The sequence below is a fragment of the Cupriavidus sp. FW305-F7 genome (assembly GCF_058782875.1).
This window is the reverse complement of sequence record NZ_JBYSYC010000027.1, coordinates 16,656-36,370: the sequence shown is the minus strand read 5'-3', so window position 1 is coordinate 36,370 and position 19,715 is coordinate 16,656. Positions and strand designations below refer to the sequence as shown.

The following is a 19,715-nucleotide window of genomic DNA, read 5'->3' as shown; positions in this document are numbered from 1 at the left end:
TGAAAGTTCGCGCTGCCGGAGCCGGCGCGCTGCGCGCACGCGGCGATGTCACCGCGAATCCACTTTCTCTCGCCGCGCTCCTGCCGCCACTGCATGAATGCGTCTTCCGCCGCGCATTGACATCAGGCAAATAGCTGGTCGCGCTCGCCGCGGAACAAGCGCCGCAATGCTGCGCAAACCCAGGTCAAGCATCGCGGCATGGCGCCGTTCAATTGGCAGGTCACGCATTTCCCGAACTGGCCGTGTCCATGCCCGCCTCAAGCAAGTTCCCTGAACTAGCAGAATTACGATTCAAGGGGTGGCGGAACATAGCCAGAATTTCGGATTTGTGGTGACGCAATCGCCCAGTGCAACCGGCGTGGACCGGTTGCCACCCATCCGGAGATAGCTATGTACGACGGAGTCTTGCGTGTCGCCCTGGCGGACGACCACCCGCTGGTCGTGGCCGCCCTGCGCGACTGCCTGCAGCGCAGCGGCAGTGTCCAGATCAGCTGCGAATGCCGCAACGGCACCGAGTTGCTCGGCGCGCTGGACAAGCATCCCGCCGATATCGCCATCACCGATTTCTGCATGGGCCACGGCGATACCTCGCTGGACGGCTTCAACCTGCTGGGCCGCCTGGCGCGCCGCCATCCGCTGACGCGCGTGGTGGTGATCAGCGCCCAGTCCAATCCCGCCATCATCCGCCGCGCCATGAAGCTTGGGGTGCGCGCCTTTGTCAGCAAGGAAGACCACCTGGAGGAGGTCGTGCGCGCCTGCATCCACATCGCATCCGGCGGCAGCTGCTTCTATTCGCCCGCGGTGCACGCCATCCTGCAACACGCCACGCTGGCCGGCGCACCGGCCACCGAACTGACGCAGCGCGAACTGGAAGTGATCCGGCTCTATGCGCAAGGCCTGCAGCTGACGGACATCGCCGGCAAGCTCGGCCGCTCGGTCAGCACCATCTCCAGCCAGAAGACCGTGGCCATGCGCAAGCTGGGGGTGCAGACCAATACCGGGCTGATCGGCTACGCCTATGAAAACCGCCTGATCTGACACGGCCGGACCCGCCGATGCAGCAAACCGTCGACCGAACCCGTGAGACCCTGGCCAGCGCCTTCGATGCGCTTGCCCACAACGCGCGCCGCCAGCAACACCTGTACTCGGTGACCATCGCGGTGCTGATCGCCATCGTGCTGTTCTCCGGCTTGCTGCTTGCCGGCCTGGCAACGGAACAGCACCTGGACTACCGCAGCAGCGACGTCTCGCGGTACGCCAGTTCGGTCTCGCAGTTGCTGCATAATGAGTCCTCGTTCCTGCGGCGCACCGTGCTGAGCATTCGCTACAACCTCGATGCGCCCGCACCGGAGCCGTCGCGCGATGCCGCCTTCGGGGCCTTCCGGCGCACCGGCACCGCGAGTCTCCACGTCGATGCCGTGCGCAAGGACTATCACCTGCTTGCCACCGAGGCAACGCGGCAGGGCTGGGGGGCCGGGCTGCCGGCGCAGTTCGTGCGGCTGCGGCAGATTGCCCTGGCTGCGGTGGCCACGCAGCAGGCGTTCGATCTCGACCACGGGGCCTACGCGGTCGCGCTGGACGAAGACAGCGCCGTGGTCATCAGCCAGCCCGAGGCCGGCGCGCGCGCATCGCTCGCGCTCGACCCGACGTTGATCCCGCGGCTGCGCACATGGCTGACCCAGGCGCTGCTGGAGCGCAGCGGCCACACCGTGCCGGCGCGCGACCAGCAGGTCTGGTTGGGTCCGCTGCGCCACCCGGTGGACGACGCCCCTGTCATGGTGCTGGCCGGCGCCGCCTATGCCGGCGACACGCCCACCATGCTGGTGGCCACCTGCGTGCCCCTCCAGGCGTTCCCCGCCGAATTGCAGCGCGCGGATGATCCGGCGCTGCTGGCGCTGCTCAATCCAGCCGGCGAGATCATCGATGTATAGCCACGCGACTGGCCGGCAGCATCGGCCAGCGTCCACGATGTGGCGGCCGGCGCGCGCCTGCTCTCGCACGGCACGCTCGATGTCACGCCATCCGGTGTGCGGCTGGTGCAGGCGCTGCCGGCCGGCTTCGGGCGGCTGGTCTACCACCTGCCGTACCGCATGCTGGGTGCGGCGCTGGCAGCGGAGCTGGCCGTGATCGCCGGCGCCATGCTGCTGCTGACCGGCGCCATCGGGCTGGCCGCGCGCTACTGGAGCCGGCACCTGCTGCGGCGCACGCACGCCGAAGCCTCGCGCGCGCTGGAAAGCGAGCTGATGAACCACGTGCTGGTCAATGCCACGCCGGTCGGCTTGTGCATCGTGCGCCAGCACGACTACGCCGTCCTGACGTCGAACCCGCTGGCCGGCGTGCTGCTGCAGTGGCAGCCCCATGGGCGCCTGCCCGATGCAATAGCGGAGGCGTTCAAGCGACAGCCGTGCGGTGGCGACAGCGGGCACGCCTCCATTTCCAGCTTCACCGTCGCGGCACCGCCGTGCGCGCCGGCAAATGAGCCACCCGGCCCCGGCGACGCCGGACAGCGCTTCCTGCAAATCACCTACGCACCGGCGCGCTACCGCGAGGAAGCGGTGCTGTTCTGTGCCGTGCAGGACTGCACCGCGCAGCAGGCACTGCAAGAGCAGCTGCGCTCCGCCCAGCAGGCCACCGAGGCAATGATGCGCGCACGCTCGACCTTCTTCGCCGCGATGAGCCACGAGATCCGTACGCCGCTGAACGCATTGCTGGGCGCAACCTGGAACTGCTCGCGCGCGGCAGCGGCCTGGCAGCACACGCGCCCCGGCTCAGGGCGCTGGACACCGCCGCCGAGACGCTGCGCCGGATCGTCAACGATGTGCTGGACTTTTCCAAGATCGATGCCGGCAAGCTCAGGCTGGTCAACGCGCCCTTCCGCCCCGTCGAGGCGCTGGAGAGCGTGGCGCTGACCCATGCGCCGATGGTGGCCGGCCGTCCCATCCGCTTTCACCTGCAGCTGTCGCCATCGCTGGATGCGGAGGTCACAGGCGACCGCATGCGCCTGGTGCAGGTGTTCAACAACCTGCTGAGCAACGCCTTCAAGTTCACCGCCAGCGGCCGCATCACCGTAAGCGGCGAGCTGCGTCAGGACCACCACGGCACGCAGCGGCTGGTCTGCCGCGTCAGCGATTCCGGCATCGGCATGCCGCCGTCGCTGGCGGCGCGCGTATTCCAGCCGTTCGTGCAGGGTGATGCCGCAACCGCCAGCCGCTATGGCGGCACTGGCCTGGGCTTGTCGCTCTGCGCCCGGCTGTGCGAGCTGATGGGCGGCAGCGTCAGCGTGGATAGCGTGCCGGACGTGGGCAGCGCATTCACGGTCTCGGTGCCGCTGCCGCCGGCCGCTGGCACGCAGCGGCCGCTTGTCCCGGCCGCCGCGGCGCAGTGCGGCGACGTGGTCGTGCTGTGCCAGGACATGCGCACCGGCGAGGCCCTGGCTGCGTGGCTCACTACGGCAGGCTGGCGTGCCGATGTGCTGGCATCGCAGGCGGCCGCGCTGGCGTCCCTCCAGGTCAAGCTGCCACGCGTCATCGTCGCCACGGAAGAGCACCCCCTGGCGGCACTGGGCGGCCTGCGCGATGCGGCAAAGGTGCCGCTTGTGTGGGTGACGCCGGAGGGCCCGCATCGGCCACGCCAGTGCGCCGCCGGCATCCTCGAAGTCACGGCCTACAGCCACCGCGCGCTGATCGACTGCGTGGCCCAGGCGGCCGAGGGCGCCACGCCGGCGCTTGCGCCGGCTGACGGCAACACGCTGGCGGTGCAGGCACTCGCGGCACCGGCCGCGGCGCCGCTGACGATCCTTGTCGCCGAGGACAATCCGCTGAACCAGACCCTAATCGCCGAACAGGTGCAGGCACTTGGCTGCCACCCGATCATTGCAGGCAACGGCAGGCAGGCATTGGCGGCGCTGGAGAGCACGCACATCGACGCGGTGCTGACCGACATCCATATGCCAGTCATGGACGGCCTCGCGCTGCTGCACGCGGTGTGCGCGCGGCATCCCGGCATGCCGGTACTGGCCTTCAGCGCATTCACGTGCGGCGAGCCGTCGGCAGACTGGCGCCTGCGCGGCTTTTCCGGCTTTGTCGCCAAGCCGGCGTCGTTGCAGGACCTGCAAGCGTGCCTGCATGGCCTGCACGGCCGCAGGCATGCCGCGGCCCCGCCTCCCGCCACCCATGACGATACGGCTGCGGCCTCACACGCCGAAGCCGCCGATCGCCGTCGCTATGAAGCCATGCTGCGCCGGCAACTGCAGCAGGACTTGCCAGCGTTGGCGCACATCATTGCACAGCAGGACCTGTCGGCATTGCGACACTGGGTCCATGCCGTGGCCGGCGCCTTCATGATCGTGCGCCGCCAGCCCATCGTCGAGGCGTGCTTGGCACTGGAAACACTGTGTGACGCCGCGCAGGCGTGGACCCCGGCCGCCGCAGCCGCGGGATAGTGCGCCCCGCGCGCAGCGCTCTACCACAATTAGCGGATTTGCGAGCATCGCCACGCGGGACGATAATGGCAATGCTGCGCCGTGGCCGTCCTGGCCATGCCTGACCGATGCTGGCGCGGCATTGTCTTCAATGTCTCTCCCCATGCAGCCAGAACAAGGCCTTCCCCAGCCACAGCGGACCTGGGCGATCCTCACTGTTTTCTTCGGCCTGATCATGGCCGTGCTCGATGGCTCGATCGCCAACATCGCCCTGCCGTCGATCTCGCGCGAGCTGCACGCCGATCCGTCCAGCACGATCTGGGTGGTCAACGCTTACCAGCTGACAGTGACCGTGTGCCTGCTGCCGCTCTCGTCGCTGGGGGACATCCTTGGCTACAAGCGCGTGTACCGGGCGGGGCTGGCCACCTTCCTGCTGGGCTCGCTGCTGTGCGCGCTGGCGGTCAACCTGCCGATGCTGGTGGCCGCGCGGGTGCTGCAGGGCATCGGCGGCGCCGGCATCATGAGCGTCAATACGGCACTGGTGCGCTTTATCTACCCGCCCACGCGCCTAGGCCGCGGCATCGGGCTGAACGCGCTGGTGGTCGGCGTTACCATCGCCGTGGGTCCGTCGCTGGGCGCGCTGATCCTGGCGGTCGCCAGCTGGCAATGGCTGTTCGCGGTCAACGTGCCGGTGGCCATCGTCGCGCTGGTGCTGAGCCGCACTTCGCTGCCGGCGACGCCGCCGCAGCCGCGCGAGTTCGACTACCCCAGCGGGCTGCTGTCGGCGTTGGTGTTCGGCATGTTCATCCTCAGCGTCGATGTTCTGGGCCATGCCGGCTGGCGCATCGCAGGCGCTGCGGGCATGGGCGTGGCCGTGGTGCTGGGTTGGCTGCTGGTGCGGCGCCAGCACGGCCGCGCCGCGCCGCTGGTGCCGGTGGATCTGTTTGCCAGCCGCGCCTTCAGGCTGGCGGTGGGCACCTCGTTCTGCTCCTTCATGACGCAGATGCTGGCCTTTATCGCGCTGCCGTTCTATCTCGAATACCAGCTCGGCCGCTCCCTGCAGGAAACCGGCCTGCTGATCACGCCCTGGCCGCTGATGGTGGCCGTGATGGCCACGGTGTCGGGCCGGCTGTCGGACCGCTATCCGGCCAGCATCCTGGCCGGCATCGGGCTGGCCATGCTGGCGTGCGGACTGGTCGGGCTGGCCACGCTGGGCCCGGACGCCGGCAGCCTGGACATCGTCTGGCGCATGGCGATGTGCGGCACGGGCTTCGGCTTCTTCCAGTCCCCCAACAACCGCGCCATGATCGGTGCCACGCCGCCCGAGCGCAGCGGCGGCGCCAGCGGTGCACAGGCGACCACGCGGCTGCTGGGGCAGACCACCGGTACCGCGGTGGTGGCGCTGCTGTTCAGCCTGGCGCCGACCAGCGCGGCGCGCATTGCGCTGTATCTGGCGGCAGTGGTGGCGGCGCTGGGGGCCTTGATTAGCCTGAGCAGGTTGCGCGATGCCAGCGGCGCGGAGCCTGCGCGCGGGGCGGTGGAGCCGGACGCCTGATCAGCAATTGCGTGCGCCCTCTCGCGCAAGCGGGAGAGGGGAGCAAACCCTCTGGGTTTAAAGGCCTACTCCGCCTTTGCCCCCGACTCCTTCACCACCCTCGCCCACTTCGCGATTTCCTGCCGCTGATAGGAAGCCAGTTTCTCCGGCGTGCCCAGGATCGGATCCAGCCCCAGCGTCTTCAGCTTCGCCTGCACATCCGGCAGCGTGAAGATGCGGTTGAGTTCGGTGTTGAGCCTGGCCACCACGTCCTTCGGCGTATTGGCCGGCGCGAACACGGCGAACCATGAATCGGCTTCAAAGCCCGGCAAACCCTGCTCGGCCAGCGTCGGGATATCCGGTGCCGAGGCCGAGCGCTTCGCGCTGGTGATGCCCAGCGCGCGCAGCTTGCCCTCGCGCACCACGGGCAAGGCCGACGGCAGGTTGTCGAACATCATGGTGATATGGCCGCCGAGCAGGTCGGGGATGGCCATGGCGCGGCCTTTGTAGGGCACATGCGTGATCTTGACGCCGGCCATCGAATTGAACATTTCCCCGGCCACGTGCGGCGAGGTGCCGACGCCGGGAGTGCCGAAGGTCAGGCCGCCCGGCCTGGACTTTGCCAGCGCGATCAACTCGGCCACGCTCTTTGCCGGCACCCCGGGATTGACCACCAGCACGTTCGGCGTCGAGGCGATCAGGATCACGGGGGCGAAGTCCTTGACCATGTCGTACGGCATCTTGCTGTACAGCGCGCCGTTGATCGAGTGCGTGCCGACCGTGCCCAGCGCCAGCGTATAGCCGTCGGCCGGCGCGTGCGCCACGGCTTCGGCGCCGATATTGCCGCCCGCGCCCGGCTTGTTGTCCACCACCACCGGCTGGCCCCATGCGGGCGAGATCTTTTCCGAGACGATGCGCGCCAGCGTGTCGGGCGCACCGCCGCTGGGGAAGCCGACCACGATCCGGATCGGCTTGGCGGGATAGCCTTGTGCCAGCGCGGGGGCCGCGCTCACCAGGGCGGATGCGGCGAGCATTGCCGCGGCAACGGTACCGAAACGCATGGATTCTCCTCCTGTTGCCGGCGGCTACATGGCTGCCCGCATTGTGAAGACGGCGGCCAATGCCGCCGCCGGAACCTGCCAGGACTACTCGTGCCTTCAGACCGCGATGCCGCCGAACTCCTGCATCACCTTGTCATGCAGGCGGCGCATGCCGCGCAGCCAGCGGTCGTAGTCTTGGCCCTTGCGGCGATAGTACTCAAGCACCTCCGGGTGCGGCAAGATCAGAAAGCGCTCGTCGGCCACCCCTTCCAGCGTCACCGCGGCGACGTGCTCGGCAGTGACCGAGCCTTCCTGCAGGAAGCCCTTGCGCTCACCCTTCTCGCCGAACAGCATGTTGGTCTGCACGCCCTGCGGGCAGATGCAGCTGACCTTGATGCCGCGGTCGCCGTAGGTGATCGACAGCCACTCGGCAAAACCGATGGCGGCGTGCTTGGTCACCGCATACGGCGCCGAGCCGATCTGCGACAGCAGTCCCGCGGCCGAGACCGTGTTGATGAAGTAGCCGTCGCCGCGCTCCAGCATCTGCGGCAGCACCGCCTTGGCCGCGTGGATATGCGCCATCACGTTGATTTCCCAGATGCGCTGCCAGTCGTCGGCGCTCGCCTCCAGCCCCTTGCGCAGGATGATGCCGGCGTTGGAACAGAAGATATCGACCTGGCCAAAGCGGCGCGTGGCCTCGTCGGCCAGGCCCTGCACCGCGGCGGCATCGGCCACGTCGACCGGCTGGGCGAACACCTGGCACGCAGGCGCCGCGGCCTGGACTTCGGCGGCAACTGCGGCGGCGCCCGCCGCGTTCAGGTCGGCCACGGCCACGCCGCGCGCGCCGGCCTGCGCAAAGGCCAGCGCCAGCGCGCGCCCGATGCCGGTGGCCGCGCCAGTCACCACGACGGTCTTGTTGCGTACTTCCATGGGTTGTCTCCTCGTTGAATTCGGATGCTTGCGTCAGCCGTTGGACGCGTCGGCGCGGGTGCCTGGGCCGGGCTCAGGCTGCGCTGAGGCAAAGCGGGCGGTCGCACGCGCGCCGCCCGGCTGCCACAGCCGCGCCTGCAAGGTCTCTGCAAGGTCGCGCACGCGCGGGCCCAGGTTGCTTTCCAGGATCTCGGGCGACAGCCGTGTCGCGGCCCCGCCGATATTCAGCGCCAGCACCTCGCTGCTGCCCGCCAGGCGCAGCGGCGCCGCGGCGCCGCTGACGGTGCGGTCCCATTCGGCATGCGCCACGCAGAAGCCGCGCCGCGCGTGGTCGCGCAGCGCACGGTCGATGCCGGTGCGCACGGCGGGCCAGCGCGTGCCGTAGTGGCGCGCCAGTTCGGCCAGCGCGGCCTGGCGGTGATCGACATCCAGCCCCGCCAGCCAGGCGCGGCCGATCGCCGAGGTGGCCATCGGCAGGCGCGCGCCCGGCGCCAGCCGGATCACCAGCGCCCCGCGCGGCTGGCAGCTTTCCAGGTAGACCATGGCATGCCGATCAGGCATGGCCAGTGCCACCGTGCAATCGGTGGTAAACGCCAGTGACTGCATCAGCGGCTGCGCGATCTCGCGGATGCCGGCGCCGCCTACATAGCGGTGGCCCAGCACCATCGCGCCCTGCCCCAGCCGGTATTTCTCAGTGGCTTCAATGTAGGTGAGATAGCCGAGCGTGGCCAGCGTGTAGGTGAGCCGCGACACGGTCGGGCGCGGGATGCCAGTGCGCCGCGACAGCTCGGCGTTGCCCAGGTAATCATCCTGCGGCCCGAAGGCGCGCAACAGCTCCATGCCGCGTGCCAGCGCCGTGACGAAGTTGCGGTCGTCGGCGCAGGCATGGGCCGCCTGCGCGTCGGCCGGCACCAGGATATGTGCGGCATCGGGCGGCGGGGTTGGAATGGTGGTGGTGCGTTTCATGGGCAGGCGGCCGGGAAGAGAACATTGATAGCAGTAACGGGACTGCCCAGGGGCCGCTATGTAGGGAAAGCATGTGCGCTAGAAACGGCGTTGATGGATACGAATCAGTAAGGTAGTGCGACTTTTGTCATCAACAACAGTAGAACGCTTTGAACAGGAGAAGGTGGGGCGCACGCCGCCGCCCCTTACTTTGACTACGATGGCGCCCTGCCCTCCTACGGACTAGGCGCAATTTGTAAGCGCACCGCACGAAATTCTTGTAAATACAAACCATTCTCATTTATGATGCGCCACTTTCGTTGCTTTCGCCTTGGGCCGTCATGTTTGTCCGCCGTCTTGCCATACCCGCCGCCGTCAGTTGCCTGTTCCTGCCTCCCGTTGTTTCCCACGCCGCCGAAGGTCTCACCACGCTGCCATCTGTGACGGTCAGCGCCGCCGCCGACGGGCAAACTGACCTCGGCTTCACCACGCGGCGGCCGGCCGGAGTGACCAAGTCGGATCAATCAGCGGCCGACGCCGCGCAGTCGATCACCGTCATCACACGCGACCTGCTCGACAGCCAGCAGGCACAGAACCTCAGCGACGCGCTGCAGAACTCAGCCGGCGTGGTCACCAACGTCTATGGCAGGCGCGGCTGGGACGACTTCATCATCCGCGGCCAGCGTGCATCGGAATCGATCTTTGCCGACGGATTGCTCGTCGACAGCAACAACCGCGTGGCGCAGGAGCTGTTCGGCGTGGAACGCGTGGAAGTGCTCAAGGGACCGGCCTCGATCCTGTTCGGCGCGGTACAGCCGGGCGGCCTGGTCAACATGGTCAGCAAGCGCCCGCGTGCCGAACTGTTCGGTGAACTGGGCCTGACCGTCGGTAACTACGGCTTCCGGCAGGTGACGGTCGACGTAGGCACGCCACTGGCCAAGGACAGCAAGGCCGCGTTCCGCCTGAACGCGCTGATGATGAACAGCGACGATCCGACCGACTACGTCTGGTATCGCAACCGCTGGATCGCGCCGTCGCTGACGCTCGACCTTGGCGCGCACACAGACTTCACGATCCTGACCAGCCACAACCAACGCAATTACGTGCGCCAGCAGGGCCTGCCCGTGAATGGCACCCTGGTGCCGAACCGCAATGGCGTGGTGCCGAGCAACCGCTTCATCGGCGAGCCGAATGCGCCGTCTTATGACGGCGAGCAGAACCGCATCGGCTACGCGCTGACGCACCGCTTCGACTCCGGCTGGACGTTGAACCAGAACCTGCGCTACCAGACGTCGTCGCTGACCGGCACGCTAGTGTCGGCCGGCACGATGGCCGTCAACAGCCAGGCGATGAACCGCAGTGGCACGCAGCAGAGCTTCTCGGGGGACTCGTTCGGTGTCGACACTAACGTGCAGCGGACTTTCGCGTTCACGGGGCATGCCCACAGCGTGACCTTCGGCATCGACTACCGCCATACGAAGGAAGACCGCTTGCAGAAAACGTGCCGCGTGGCAGCGCTGAACGTCTACAACCCGGTCTATGGCGCCAGCATCAACTGCCCGTCCGCCTATAGCCTGGACGCGACCGATACGCTAAACGCGGTTGGCCTCTATCTGCGCGATCAAATCCGTATCGCCGAGCGCTGGACTGTGACCGGCGGCGTGCGCTACGAATCCGCGCAAACGAGCACAACGGACCGGCTGGCGCGGTCGCGTACCGGCAACGACAACAACGCCGTCACCGGCAGCGCGGGCGTGATGTACGACCTGACGCACTGGGCGCGTCCGTACGTGAGCTTCGCCACTTCGTTCCTGCCGAACGCCGGCACCGACGTCAACGGCGCCACGTTCAAGCCCGAGAAGGGCCGCCAGTACGAAGTGGGCATCAAGTTCGACATGCCGGACAAGACCGGCCTGCTGACACTGGCCGCGTTCGACCTGACACGCACCAATGTGCTCAGTACCGATCCGGTTAACACTGGCTTCAGCGTGGCCGTCGGCGAACAGCGGTCGCGCGGGCTAGAAATGGAACTGACGCAGGATCTCGGCAATGGCTTCAGCGTTTCGGGGGCCTATGCCTACATCGCAGGCGAAGTCACCGGGGACACCACGGCTGCGAACGTCGGCAAGCCACTCAACAGCGTGCCCCGGCACAGCTTCTCGGTCTGGAGCCAGTACCGCTTCCGCGGCGCGCTCGCCGGCTGGTACGTCGGTGCCGGCCTGCGCGGCGAGAGCGCCAAGCGCGGCTACAGCTTTAACTACACCGTGCCGGGCTACACGGTGGCCGATCTTGCCGTCGGCTACGTAGCATCGCACTGGCGCGCGGCGTTCAACGTCAAGAACGTGTTCGACAAGATGTACTACGCGGGCGGCCTGAACAACAACGTACTACCAGTGGGCAATCCGCGGGTGGCCATGCTCAACGTGACGATGACCTATTGATGCGGCCCCCACCTGGAACCTCCAGACCAGTAATGAGGCGGCCACCAGGCTGCTGTGGTTCGAATCGAACCCATCGCGTATCGGCGGCCATAGCATCGAGTCGTCAGCCTACCTGAAATCCGTTGTCAGCCTGGCCCTGAGAACCCAGGCGGGAAACACCCCGCCCCATCACCGCAATCACCGACCCTAAAATCTGCATCCCCCGCTGAATCTGCTCCACCGTCAAACTCGCATAACCCAGCACCAATCCAGCCGCTCGACGCTGTCCATGCGGCCGGGCCCCTGCAAACAACGGAGATACCGGGTAGACCCCCACATCCTTGCTGCGCGCAGCGGCCGCCAGCGCTGTCTCGTCCCGGGGCCGCAGCGACGGCAACCACAGCACCACATGCAACCCCGCCGCCGTACCGCAGACGTCCGCGTCCGCTGGCAGGTAGCGTGTGACGCCATCCAGCAAGGCTGCTCGCCGGCGCTCGTTTTCCCGGCGCATGCGCCGCACATGGCGTTCGTAGGCACCGCTTTCGATCAGCGCTGCCAGCACGCGCTGCTCCAGCACGGGCGCATGGCGGTCGGCCAGCCGCTTGGCCTGCCGGAACACCGGCACCAGTTCAGGCGGCAGCACCAGGTAGCCGAGCCGCAGGTGCGGCGACAGCGCCTTGGAGAAAGTGCCGACGTAGATCACGCGGCCGTCGGTGTCGATCGAGCGCAGGGTGTCGATCGGGCGCTGGCCGTAGCGGAACTCCCCGTCGTAGTCGTCCTCGATGATCCAGGCGTCGTGGCGCTGCGCCCATTGCAGCAGCTCCAGGCGCCGGCCGATCGGCAGCACACCCCCTAGTGGGAACTGGTGCGACGGTCTCACGTACACCAGGCGGACACGATCGTCCTGGGGAAGGCTGGCGGTATCCAGGCCATGCCCGTCCACTGGCGTGGCCTGGCACCTGGCGCCGGTGGCTTCGAAGCAGCGCCTTGCCATCAGGTAGCCAGGGTCTTCGAAGGCGAAGGCATCGCCGGCATCCAGCAGCAACCGTGCGCACAGATCGATGGCCTGCTGCGAGCCATGTACCACCAGAACCTGCTCGGCCTCGCAGGCCAGTCCCCGGGCACGCCGCAAATAGCCCTGGAGGGCGCGTCGCAGCGATGCCTCACCTTCGGGCGGGGCGTATGACAGGCTGTTTTGCTGGCGCAGCAGTTCGGCCTGGTAGGCACGCCGCCAGGCCAGGGTTGGAAAGTCCCGGGAAGCCACCGCCCCATACAGGAAGTCGAAGCGAACCGGTTCAGCTTGCAGCGGTGCCGGCATGCCGAGTCCCGCCACGCGACGCCCGAATTCGGACAGGGTTGGGGCCGACCTGGAGTGCCGGCCTGCGGTCAGCCCGGCTGGTGCCGGTGCCGCCAACGGGCTGGCGATTCGGGCCACCCGCCCCACCGCGGTGACGAGGAAGCCCTCGGCCACAAGTTGTTCGTAGGCGGCGGTGACGGTGGTACGCGATACACCCAACTCGGACGCCAGCGCTCGCGTGGACGGCGCCCGGGCACCCGGCGGCAGTGAGCCGTCCGCGATCTGGGCGCGCAGAAGATCGTAGATGCGGCGTCCCGCGCCCGTGGCTCCGGCACGGTTACCGGCTGGCTGGCGTGACTGGCCCATAAAGAATCATGAAAACTGGACCTTCTGATTGTGCCAGTTGTCGGCGAGAGTATCGAGCATTCCATCCCTTCCGATTCCCCACCATGTACATTCCTGCTCACTTTGCTGAAAACCGGCCAGAGGAACTGAGCCGCATCATCCGCGAGCACCCGCTGGGGATGCTGGTTACGCAAGGCAGCGCCGGACTGGATGCCGACCACATCCCGTTCGAGTTCGATCCCGGCGAGGGAACCCACGGCGTGCTCACAGCCCACGTGGCCCGCGCGAATCCACTCTGGCAGCGTTGCCCCACGGGCTCGCCGGTCATGGTCGTCTTCCGCGGCGCCGAGGCCTATATCTCGCCCAACTGGTACCCGAGCAAGCATGAGGCGCACCGCCAGGTGCCGACCTGGAACTACGAGGTGGTACACGCGCACGGCACGATCACCGTGCATGATGACGAGCGTTTCGTTCGCCGCCTGGTTGCGCGCCTGACCCGGCGGCACGAGACAGCCGAAGCCAGGCCCTGGAAGATGGGGGACTCCGCGCCGGAGTACATCGACAGCATGCTGCGCAACATCGTGGGCATCGAGATCGCCGTCACTTCGCTGGTGGGCAAGGTCAAGCTCAGCCAGAACAGGGAGTTGCGGGATCGCCTCGGTGCCGCCGACACCCTAGAGGCGCGGGGGTATGGCGAACTTGCACAGTGCATGCGCAAGGCTGGTTGAATTGCCCCCGGACCCGCGCTCAGCTTTGCCTCACCATTGACGAACACCACATCATGTCACTCATCCCCTTCCTGATCGCTGCCATCGTTCTCGCCATCACCCCCGGCCCGGGCATCGCCTATGTCGTTGCACGAACGGTGGCTGGCGGCCGGTCCGAGGGCCTGGCTTCATGCTTCGGCACCGCCCTTGGTGGCTTGCTCCATGTGCTCGCGGCGGCCTTGGGCCTGTCGCTGGTCATTGCCCAGTCAGCCGTGGCGTTCAACCTGCTCAAGTATCTGGGTGCGGCTTATCTGGTGTACCTGGGGATTCGCATGTTGATGCGCAAGCAAGCGCCGGTCACGCTCGAAACCATGTCATCCAAAGGTGCGCGCCGCGCTCTGGTCGAGGGCATCATGGTCGAGGTCTTGAATGTCAAGACGGCGCTGTTCTTTCTGGCGTTCCTGCCGCAGTTTGTCTCGGCAAGCGAACCTCTGGTGCCGCAGTTGGTGCTGCTGGGCTGCATTTGCGTCGCGCTCAATACGCTGGTCGACGTTGTCGTCGTGTTTGCCGCGCATCGTCTGCTCAAGTCTGGCGCCGCCCGCGAAGCTCGCGCCCGCTTGATGACCCGGATGTCGGGTGTCACGATGCTGGGCCTGGGCGCCTTCCTTGCGCTGGCCCGGCGCGAGGCCTAGACAGGGGGCGGTTCGGCGCAGGGCTCGAACCGCCCGCCTCTCAAGCCGCAGCCCGCCGGGCCGCGCAGCGATACTGCGCCAGCAACGCCTCCCGCCGTACTGCCGCCGCATCCATGCTGGCCTCCTTCACGTGGCCGTAGCCGCGGATATCCTCAGGCAACGCGGCAAGCGCCAGCGCGGCGTCGACGTTGTCCGCGCTCAGGGACGCTGCGAACTCGTCGACCATGGCCAGATAGTCGTTGACCAGCGCCCGCTCGGCGCGGCGCTCGGCAGTCTTGCCAAACACATCGAACGCCGTGCCACGCAAAACCTTCAGGCGCGCCAGCAAGCGGAATGCCGTCATCGTGCGCGGACCGAAGCGGCGCTTGACCGGGCGGCCCTTGCCGTCACCCTTGTCGCTCTTGGCCAGCAACGGGGGCGCTAGCCAGAAGTTGAGCTGGTAGTCGCGGCCGGGCTCCCCTTCGAACTGGGCGCGCAGCTTGTCCAGGAAGGCGGGATCGGCGTAGAGGCGCGCCACCTCGTACTCGTCCTTGTAGGCCATCAGCTTGGCCAGGTTGCGCGCCACGGCCTCGGTCAGCGGCAGCTTGCGCTCGATGCCCAGTTGCTGCTCCGCTGCGCGGATGCGCTCGACGGCCTCGCGGTAGCGGGCAGCGTATGCGGTGTTCTGGTAATCGGCCAGCATCGTCTCGCGCTTGCGGATCAGGGTGTCGAGCGTCTGCGGGATTGCCACGACCTGTGCGGCCGGGGCCGCCGGAGCACCCGGCAAGAGCGCCTTTACCGCCGCCTCGCCATGGTGCGCGAGATACCGTCCCCATTCGAATGCCAGCCGGTTCTTGTCGATCGACACCCCATTGAGTTCGATCGCGCGCAGCAGGCTTTCACGCTGCAGCGGGATCCAGCCCTTCTGCCAGGCAAAGCCGAGCAGCAGCGGGTTGGAGTAGATGGCGTCGGCCAGCAGGGTCACCGCCCATGCGCTGGCGTCGAAGAACGCGCAGGCATCGCCCACGCTGGCGCGCAGGTCCTGCTCGGCGCTGGCGCCGGGGAACTTCCACTTCGGGTTCTTGATGAATTCCGCGGTGGGCGTGTTGGCGCTGTTGACCACGGCGGCGGTCAATCCGTGCCGGATCTTCGACAGCACCTCGGCCGAGGCCGAGACAATGGCGTCGCCCCCGATCACCAGGCGCGCCTCGCCCGTCGCGATACGCGTCGCATGCAGGTCGTCCGGGCCCGGTGCGATCTGCACGTGGCTGATCACCGCCCCGCCCTTCTGTGCCAGGCCAGCCATGTCCAGCACGGTCACGCCCTTGCGTTCAAGGTGCGATGCCATGCCCAGCAGGCCGCCGATAGTGACCACGCCGGTGCCGCCCACGCCGGTGACCAGCACGCCGTACGGCCGCTCCAGGGCTGGCAGCCGCGGCAGCGGCAGCGCTTCGAAGTCGGCGCCGGTGCCCTTGCCACCCGCTGCCGCCGGCTTGCGCACCTGCGCCCCCTCGGCGGTGACAAAGCTAGGGCAGAAGCCGTTGACGCAGGAGAAATCCTTGTTGCACGACGACTGGTTGATCTTGCGCTTGGTCCCGAGTTCGGTCTCCAGTGGCTCCACAGACAGGCAGTTGGACTTGGCCGAGCAATCGCCGCAGCCCTCGCAGACCGCATCGTTGATAAAGGCGCGCTTGGCCGGGTCAGGATAGGTGCCGCGCTTGCGGCGGCGGCGCTTCTCGGTCGCGCAGGTCTGGTCGTAGATCAGGATGGTGACGCCCGCGGTATCGCGCAGCTCAACCTGGACGGCGTCGAGCTGGTCGCGGTGGAACACGGTCACGCCGGACGGCAGCATGTTACCGTCGCCATACTTCTGCGGCTCGTCGGTGACGACGACCAGCTTCTTCGCGCCCTCGGCCAGCACCTGGTGCGCAATCTGCGGCACCGTCAGCACGCCGTCGATGGGCTGCCCGCCGGTCATTGCCACGGCGTCATTGAACAGGATCTTGTAGGTGATATTGGCCTTTGCCGCGATCGATGCGCGGATGGCCAGCAGCCCCGAGTGGAAATACGTGCCGTCGCCCAGGTTGGCAAACACGTGCTTGTCACCGGTGAAATGCATCTGGCCGGTCCAGGCCACGCCCTCGCCGCCCATCTGGCTGAAGGTGTCGGTATTGCGGTCCATCCACAGGGTCATGTAGTGGCACCCGATGCCGGCCAGCGCACGCGAGCCTTCCGGCACGCGCGTGGACGTATTGTGCGGGCACCCTGAGCAGAACCAGGGCTTGCGCTCCAGCGCGATGCGCGGCTGCGCGGCCTCGCGCTCCTTGGCCTCGATCAGCGCCACGCGCGCTGCAATGCGTGCGCGCACCGCTTCCGGCAGGTCAAGGCGTTCCAGCCGGCGGGCGATGGCCTTGGCGATCAGCGCCGGCGACAATTCATAGTGCGCCGGCAGCAGCCAGTTGCCACGCGGCACCGACCACTCGCCGCCATCGTTGCCACGCTGGTCGAACTTGCCAAAGACCTTGGGCCGCACATCCTCGCGCCAGTTGTACAGCTCTTCCTTGAGCGCGTATTCGAGGATCTGGCGCTTTTCTTCCACCACCAGGATCTCTTCCAGGCCGGTGGCGAACTCACGGGCGCCGTGCGCCTCCAGCGGCCACACGCAACCCACCTTGTAGACGCGGATGCCGATGCGGGCGCAGGTGTCGTCGTCCAGGCCCAGGTCTGCGAGCGCCTGGCGCACGTCAAGATATGCCTTGCCGGCGGTCATGATGCCGAAGCGCGCGTTCGGCGAATCGAGCACGACGCGATTGAGCCGGTTGGCCCGCACATAGGCCAGCGCCGCATACCACTTGTGGTCAAGCAGCCGCGCTTCCTGCTCCAGCGGGGAATCGGGCCAGCGGATATTGAGGCCGCCCTGCGGCACGACAAAGTCCTCCGGCAACGCGATCTGCACGCGCTCGGGATCGATCTCGACCGAGGCGGTCGACTCCACCACATCGGTGACGCACTTCATTGCCACCCACAGGCCGGAATAGCGGCTCATGGCCCAGCCATGCAGGCCGTAGTCGAGGTACTCCTGCACATTGGCGGGGTACAGCACCGGGATGCCGGCAGCCTGCAGCACGTGTTCCGACTGGTGCGCCACGGTGGAGGACTTGGCGGCATGGTCGTCGCCGGCCAGCAGCAGCACGCCGCCATGGCGCGACGAGCCGGCCGAATTGGCGTGCTTGAGCACGTCGATGGACCGGTCCACGCCCGGCCCCTTGCCATACCACATCGAGAACACGCCGTCGCGCGTGGCGCCGGGGAACAGGTTGACCTGCTGGCTGCCCCAGACGGCGGTCGCGGCAAGGTCTTCGTTGACGCCGGGCTGGAACACCACGTCGCTGGCCGCCAGGTGCTGCTTGGCCTTCCACAGCGCCTGGTCCACGCCGCCCAGCGGCGAGCCGCGATAGCCCGAGATAAACCCGGCGGTGTTGAGGCCGGCGGCGCGGTCGCGCGCCTTCTGCAGCATGGGCAGGCGGACCAGGGCCTGCACGCCGCTCATGTAGACGCGGCCCTGCTCCAGGGTGTACTTGTCGTCCAGGCTGGCGCTGGCCAGGGCTTCGAGCAAGGCGGGGTTCAGCGGGGCATTCACGATTCTCAGTCTCCGTGCTTGTTCTCTTGTATCCGGAGCAGTTTAGAAATCCGTGCCGTCATCGTAAAATCATGAATTCCAACACCTGATATCTGCAGAACGGATACCTCGGAGACCCCCCATGTTCAAGGTGCGCGAAGGCTCGGAAAGACTGGCCAAGGAAGTCACGCTGAGGCAGTTCCGCTATTTCGTCGCGGCCGCGGAGACCGGGCAATTCTCGATGGCCGCGACCGCCGAGCATGTCTCGCAGTCGGCCATCACCAATGCTGTGCTGGCGCTTGAGCAGCGCCTGGCCGTACGCCTGTTCGATCGCCGGCCCCACGGTGTGACGCTGACGGCAGAAGGCCACCTATTCTTCCAGCACGCCCGCCAGATCCTGGATTCGGTCGAGGATGCGCTGCGCGAGCCGCGCTTCCAGGTGCACGGGTTGCAGGGCAGCGTGCGCCTGGCCGCCTCCTACACGGTGCTGGGCTACTTCCTGCCGGGGCTGCTGGCGCGCTTTCGCACCAACTATCCGGACATCGAACTGGATCTGCTCGACATGGACCGGCCGGATATCGAGCGAGCCGTGCTGGCGGGGGAGATTGAGCTGGGCATTGCGCTGCTGTCGAACCTGGAGCGGCCCCAGCGCTTCCAGCGTCATACGCTGATGCGTTCCCGGCGCCAGCTGTGGACCTCGTCCAGCCATCCGCTGCTGGCCGTGGAGCGGCCTTCGCTGCGCGATATTGCGGCCTATCCGTATATCCTCATCACCGTGGACGAGGCCGAGGAATCCACCCTGCGTTACTGGCGCAGCCACCGGCTCGCACCCAAGGTCGCATTCCGGACCGGCTCGATGGAGGCCCTGCGCGGGCTGGTGGCGCATGGCTTCGGCGTCACCGTGCTGTCCGACATGGTGTATCGCCCGTGGTCACTGGAGGGAAAGCAGATCGAGGCCCGGCCGATTGCCAATGCGGTGCCGGACATGGAGGTCGGCATGCTGTGGCAGCCCGGGCGCAAGCTGGGCAAGCCGGCGGATGCGCTGAGGGAGTTCCTGATTCACGCTTGCGGGAGCTGAGGCGCCGAGTCCTGCGGTGTCGTGTCGTGCCCAACCCAGCGCAGAAAACCAAAAGAATTGGTGCAATGCAACATAAATGCACCTATGCTTGGAGGCATGCCGGCCGGACACGCCTTCAAAAAGCGATCCAGACGCCGCTCGCCTCCCAAGAATTTGCCAGGTGTCCGTTTTCATCGGATGCCGAAGGAAAACCCGCGTGCCCTCCTCCGTTATTCCGCAGCCTGTCCTCGACGCTTCTGCAACAAACTCCTCCCGCCTCTTCAGTGAAATGTGCGAACTGCTCCAGGCGGCAATACATGTCGTCAGCATTCGCACCACGCGCATGGCGATCGCCGGTCCGGCGCCTGACGAGCAGGACCAGCGCGAATTCAGCCTGATGAGCATTGAGAAGGGAGAGGCCGCATCGGAATCGTTGCTTGCGATGGGTTCGGGATGGATCAACCTGACCATGACCCTCGCAAAGGACACCAGCGACCATCTCTGGGCGACATCCGCGGCCGCGGCCACGCTGGCATGCAGTCGTTCCACCGCGCAATGGTTCGAACGCCAGGCCGACCTTCTGCAATTGGCCGCCGGGTTCCCCGGCAACCCGCTGAAGCTGGCAGACCTGGCGACAAACCTGATGCAGGAAATCCTCGCGCCGATCCACGGCCGTGCGATGGCAAATGCGAAGCGCCTGGGCGCAGCGTGAAGGGCGCCAGGCCCGCGG

At 67.2% G+C, this 19,715-nt stretch carries 15 protein-coding genes; 10 read left to right on the top strand and 5 right to left on the bottom strand.

From position 1 onward, the window contains the following. Positions 1-390: 390 nt before the first annotated feature. From AC3WL8_RS23555 to AC3WL8_RS23535, 5 genes are all read left to right on the top strand, one after another. Entirely contained in the window at positions 391-1,038 is a 648-nt protein-coding gene (locus tag AC3WL8_RS23555; protein WP_013953575.1) for a response regulator, read from the top strand. Positions 1,039-1,055: 17 nt separating this feature from the next. Then, the gene (locus tag AC3WL8_RS23550; protein WP_013953576.1) at positions 1,056-1,931 is read left to right on the top strand and encodes a hypothetical protein; all 876 of its coding nucleotides are present in this window, start codon (positions 1,056-1,058) and stop codon (positions 1,929-1,931) included. Positions 1,932-1,970: 39 nt separating this feature from the next. After that, a complete protein-coding gene (locus tag AC3WL8_RS23545; RefSeq protein ID WP_492378913.1) occupies positions 1,971-2,909 on the top strand; it encodes a histidine kinase dimerization/phospho-acceptor domain-containing protein in 939 nt (312 codons plus the stop codon). Continuing rightward, on the top strand, positions 2,819-4,441 hold the full coding sequence (locus AC3WL8_RS23540; protein WP_492378912.1) for an ATP-binding protein: 1,623 nt from the start codon (positions 2,819-2,821) through the stop codon (positions 4,439-4,441). The genes AC3WL8_RS23545 and AC3WL8_RS23540 overlap by 91 nt, the downstream gene beginning before the upstream one ends. A gap of 142 nt (positions 4,442-4,583) precedes the next feature. Then, positions 4,584-5,975: an MFS transporter gene (locus tag AC3WL8_RS23535; protein ID WP_080569603.1), complete on the top strand. Its 1,392-nt coding sequence runs from the start codon at positions 4,584-4,586 to the stop codon at positions 5,973-5,975. Between the two features lie 65 nt (positions 5,976-6,040). Here AC3WL8_RS23535 and AC3WL8_RS23530 read toward each other — a convergent pair whose 3' ends face one another. The 3 genes from AC3WL8_RS23530 to AC3WL8_RS23520 form a co-directional block, all read right to left on the bottom strand. Next, positions 6,041-7,015: a Bug family tripartite tricarboxylate transporter substrate binding protein gene (locus tag AC3WL8_RS23530; RefSeq protein WP_013953577.1), complete on the bottom strand. Its 975-nt coding sequence runs from the start codon at positions 7,013-7,015 to the stop codon at positions 6,041-6,043. Between the two features lie 96 nt (positions 7,016-7,111). After that, entirely contained in the window at positions 7,112-7,924 is an 813-nt protein-coding gene (locus AC3WL8_RS23525) for an SDR family oxidoreductase (RefSeq protein WP_013953578.1), read from the bottom strand. A 33-nt stretch (positions 7,925-7,957) separates the two neighbouring features. Then, a complete protein-coding gene (locus AC3WL8_RS23520) occupies positions 7,958-8,890 on the bottom strand; it encodes an IclR family transcriptional regulator (protein WP_492378911.1) in 933 nt (310 codons plus the stop codon). Between the two features lie 320 nt (positions 8,891-9,210). On the opposite strand from AC3WL8_RS23520, the gene AC3WL8_RS23515 reads away from it, so the two are divergent. Continuing rightward, complete coding sequence (locus AC3WL8_RS23515) at positions 9,211-11,310, top strand: TonB-dependent siderophore receptor (RefSeq protein ID WP_492378910.1); 2,100 nt, start codon at positions 9,211-9,213, stop codon at positions 11,308-11,310. A gap of 103 nt (positions 11,311-11,413) precedes the next feature. Here the strand turns inward: AC3WL8_RS23515 and pdxR are convergent, their stop codons facing one another. Further along, a complete protein-coding gene (pdxR, locus tag AC3WL8_RS23510) occupies positions 11,414-12,952 on the bottom strand; it encodes a MocR-like pyridoxine biosynthesis transcription factor PdxR (protein WP_492378909.1) in 1,539 nt (512 codons plus the stop codon). Positions 12,953-13,035: 83 nt separating this feature from the next. On the opposite strand from pdxR, the gene AC3WL8_RS23505 reads away from it, so the two are divergent. Next, positions 13,036-13,659 (top strand): FMN-binding negative transcriptional regulator, encoded by a 624-nt coding sequence (locus AC3WL8_RS23505; protein ID WP_013953582.1) that lies wholly within the window; start codon positions 13,036-13,038, stop codon positions 13,657-13,659. Positions 13,660-13,712: 53 nt separating this feature from the next. Continuing rightward, positions 13,713-14,330 carry a LysE family translocator gene (locus AC3WL8_RS23500; protein WP_492378921.1) on the top strand — a complete coding sequence of 206 codons (618 nt, stop codon included), beginning with the start codon at positions 13,713-13,715 and terminating at the stop codon, positions 14,328-14,330. A 40-nt stretch (positions 14,331-14,370) separates the two neighbouring features. Here the strand turns inward: AC3WL8_RS23500 and AC3WL8_RS23495 are convergent, their stop codons facing one another. Further along, entirely contained in the window at positions 14,371-17,949 is a 3,579-nt protein-coding gene (locus tag AC3WL8_RS23495; protein WP_492378908.1) for an indolepyruvate ferredoxin oxidoreductase family protein, read from the bottom strand. A gap of 121 nt (positions 17,950-18,070) precedes the next feature. On the opposite strand from AC3WL8_RS23495, the gene AC3WL8_RS23490 reads away from it, so the two are divergent. Both AC3WL8_RS23490 and AC3WL8_RS23485 read left to right on the top strand, forming a co-directional pair. Next, a complete protein-coding gene (locus AC3WL8_RS23490) occupies positions 18,071-19,006 on the top strand; it encodes a LysR substrate-binding domain-containing protein (RefSeq protein ID WP_013953585.1) in 936 nt (311 codons plus the stop codon). A 196-nt stretch (positions 19,007-19,202) separates the two neighbouring features. Beyond that, positions 19,203-19,697, top strand: coding sequence for a polyhydroxyalkanoate granule-associated phasin (locus AC3WL8_RS23485; protein ID WP_238553102.1), 495 nt, complete (start codon positions 19,203-19,205; stop codon positions 19,695-19,697). Positions 19,698-19,715: the final 18 nt, after the last annotated feature.

Coding starts and splice junctions, on each gene's coding strand:
- AC3WL8_RS23555 (WP_013953575.1), top strand. CDS start 391: ATGTACGACGGAGTCTTGCGTGTCGCCCTGGCGGACGACCACCCGCTG.
- AC3WL8_RS23550 (WP_013953576.1), top strand. CDS start 1,056: ATGCAGCAAACCGTCGACCGAACCCGTGAGACCCTGGCCAGCGCCTTC.
- AC3WL8_RS23535 (WP_080569603.1), top strand. CDS start 4,584: ATGCAGCCAGAACAAGGCCTTCCCCAGCCACAGCGGACCTGGGCGATC.
- AC3WL8_RS23530 (WP_013953577.1), bottom strand. CDS start 7,015: ATGCGTTTCGGTACCGTTGCCGCGGCAATGCTCGCCGCATCCGCCCTG.
- AC3WL8_RS23525 (WP_013953578.1), bottom strand. CDS start 7,924: ATGGAAGTACGCAACAAGACCGTCGTGGTGACTGGCGCGGCCACCGGC.
- AC3WL8_RS23520 (WP_492378911.1), bottom strand. CDS start 8,890: ATGAAACGCACCACCACCATTCCAACCCCGCCGCCCGATGCCGCACAT.
- AC3WL8_RS23515 (WP_492378910.1), top strand. CDS start 9,211: ATGTTTGTCCGCCGTCTTGCCATACCCGCCGCCGTCAGTTGCCTGTTC.
- pdxR (WP_492378909.1), bottom strand. CDS start 12,952: ATGGGCCAGTCACGCCAGCCAGCCGGTAACCGTGCCGGAGCCACGGGC.
- AC3WL8_RS23505 (WP_013953582.1), top strand. CDS start 13,036: ATGTACATTCCTGCTCACTTTGCTGAAAACCGGCCAGAGGAACTGAGC.
- AC3WL8_RS23500 (WP_492378921.1), top strand. CDS start 13,713: ATGTCACTCATCCCCTTCCTGATCGCTGCCATCGTTCTCGCCATCACC.
- AC3WL8_RS23490 (WP_013953585.1), top strand. CDS start 18,071: ATGTTCAAGGTGCGCGAAGGCTCGGAAAGACTGGCCAAGGAAGTCACG.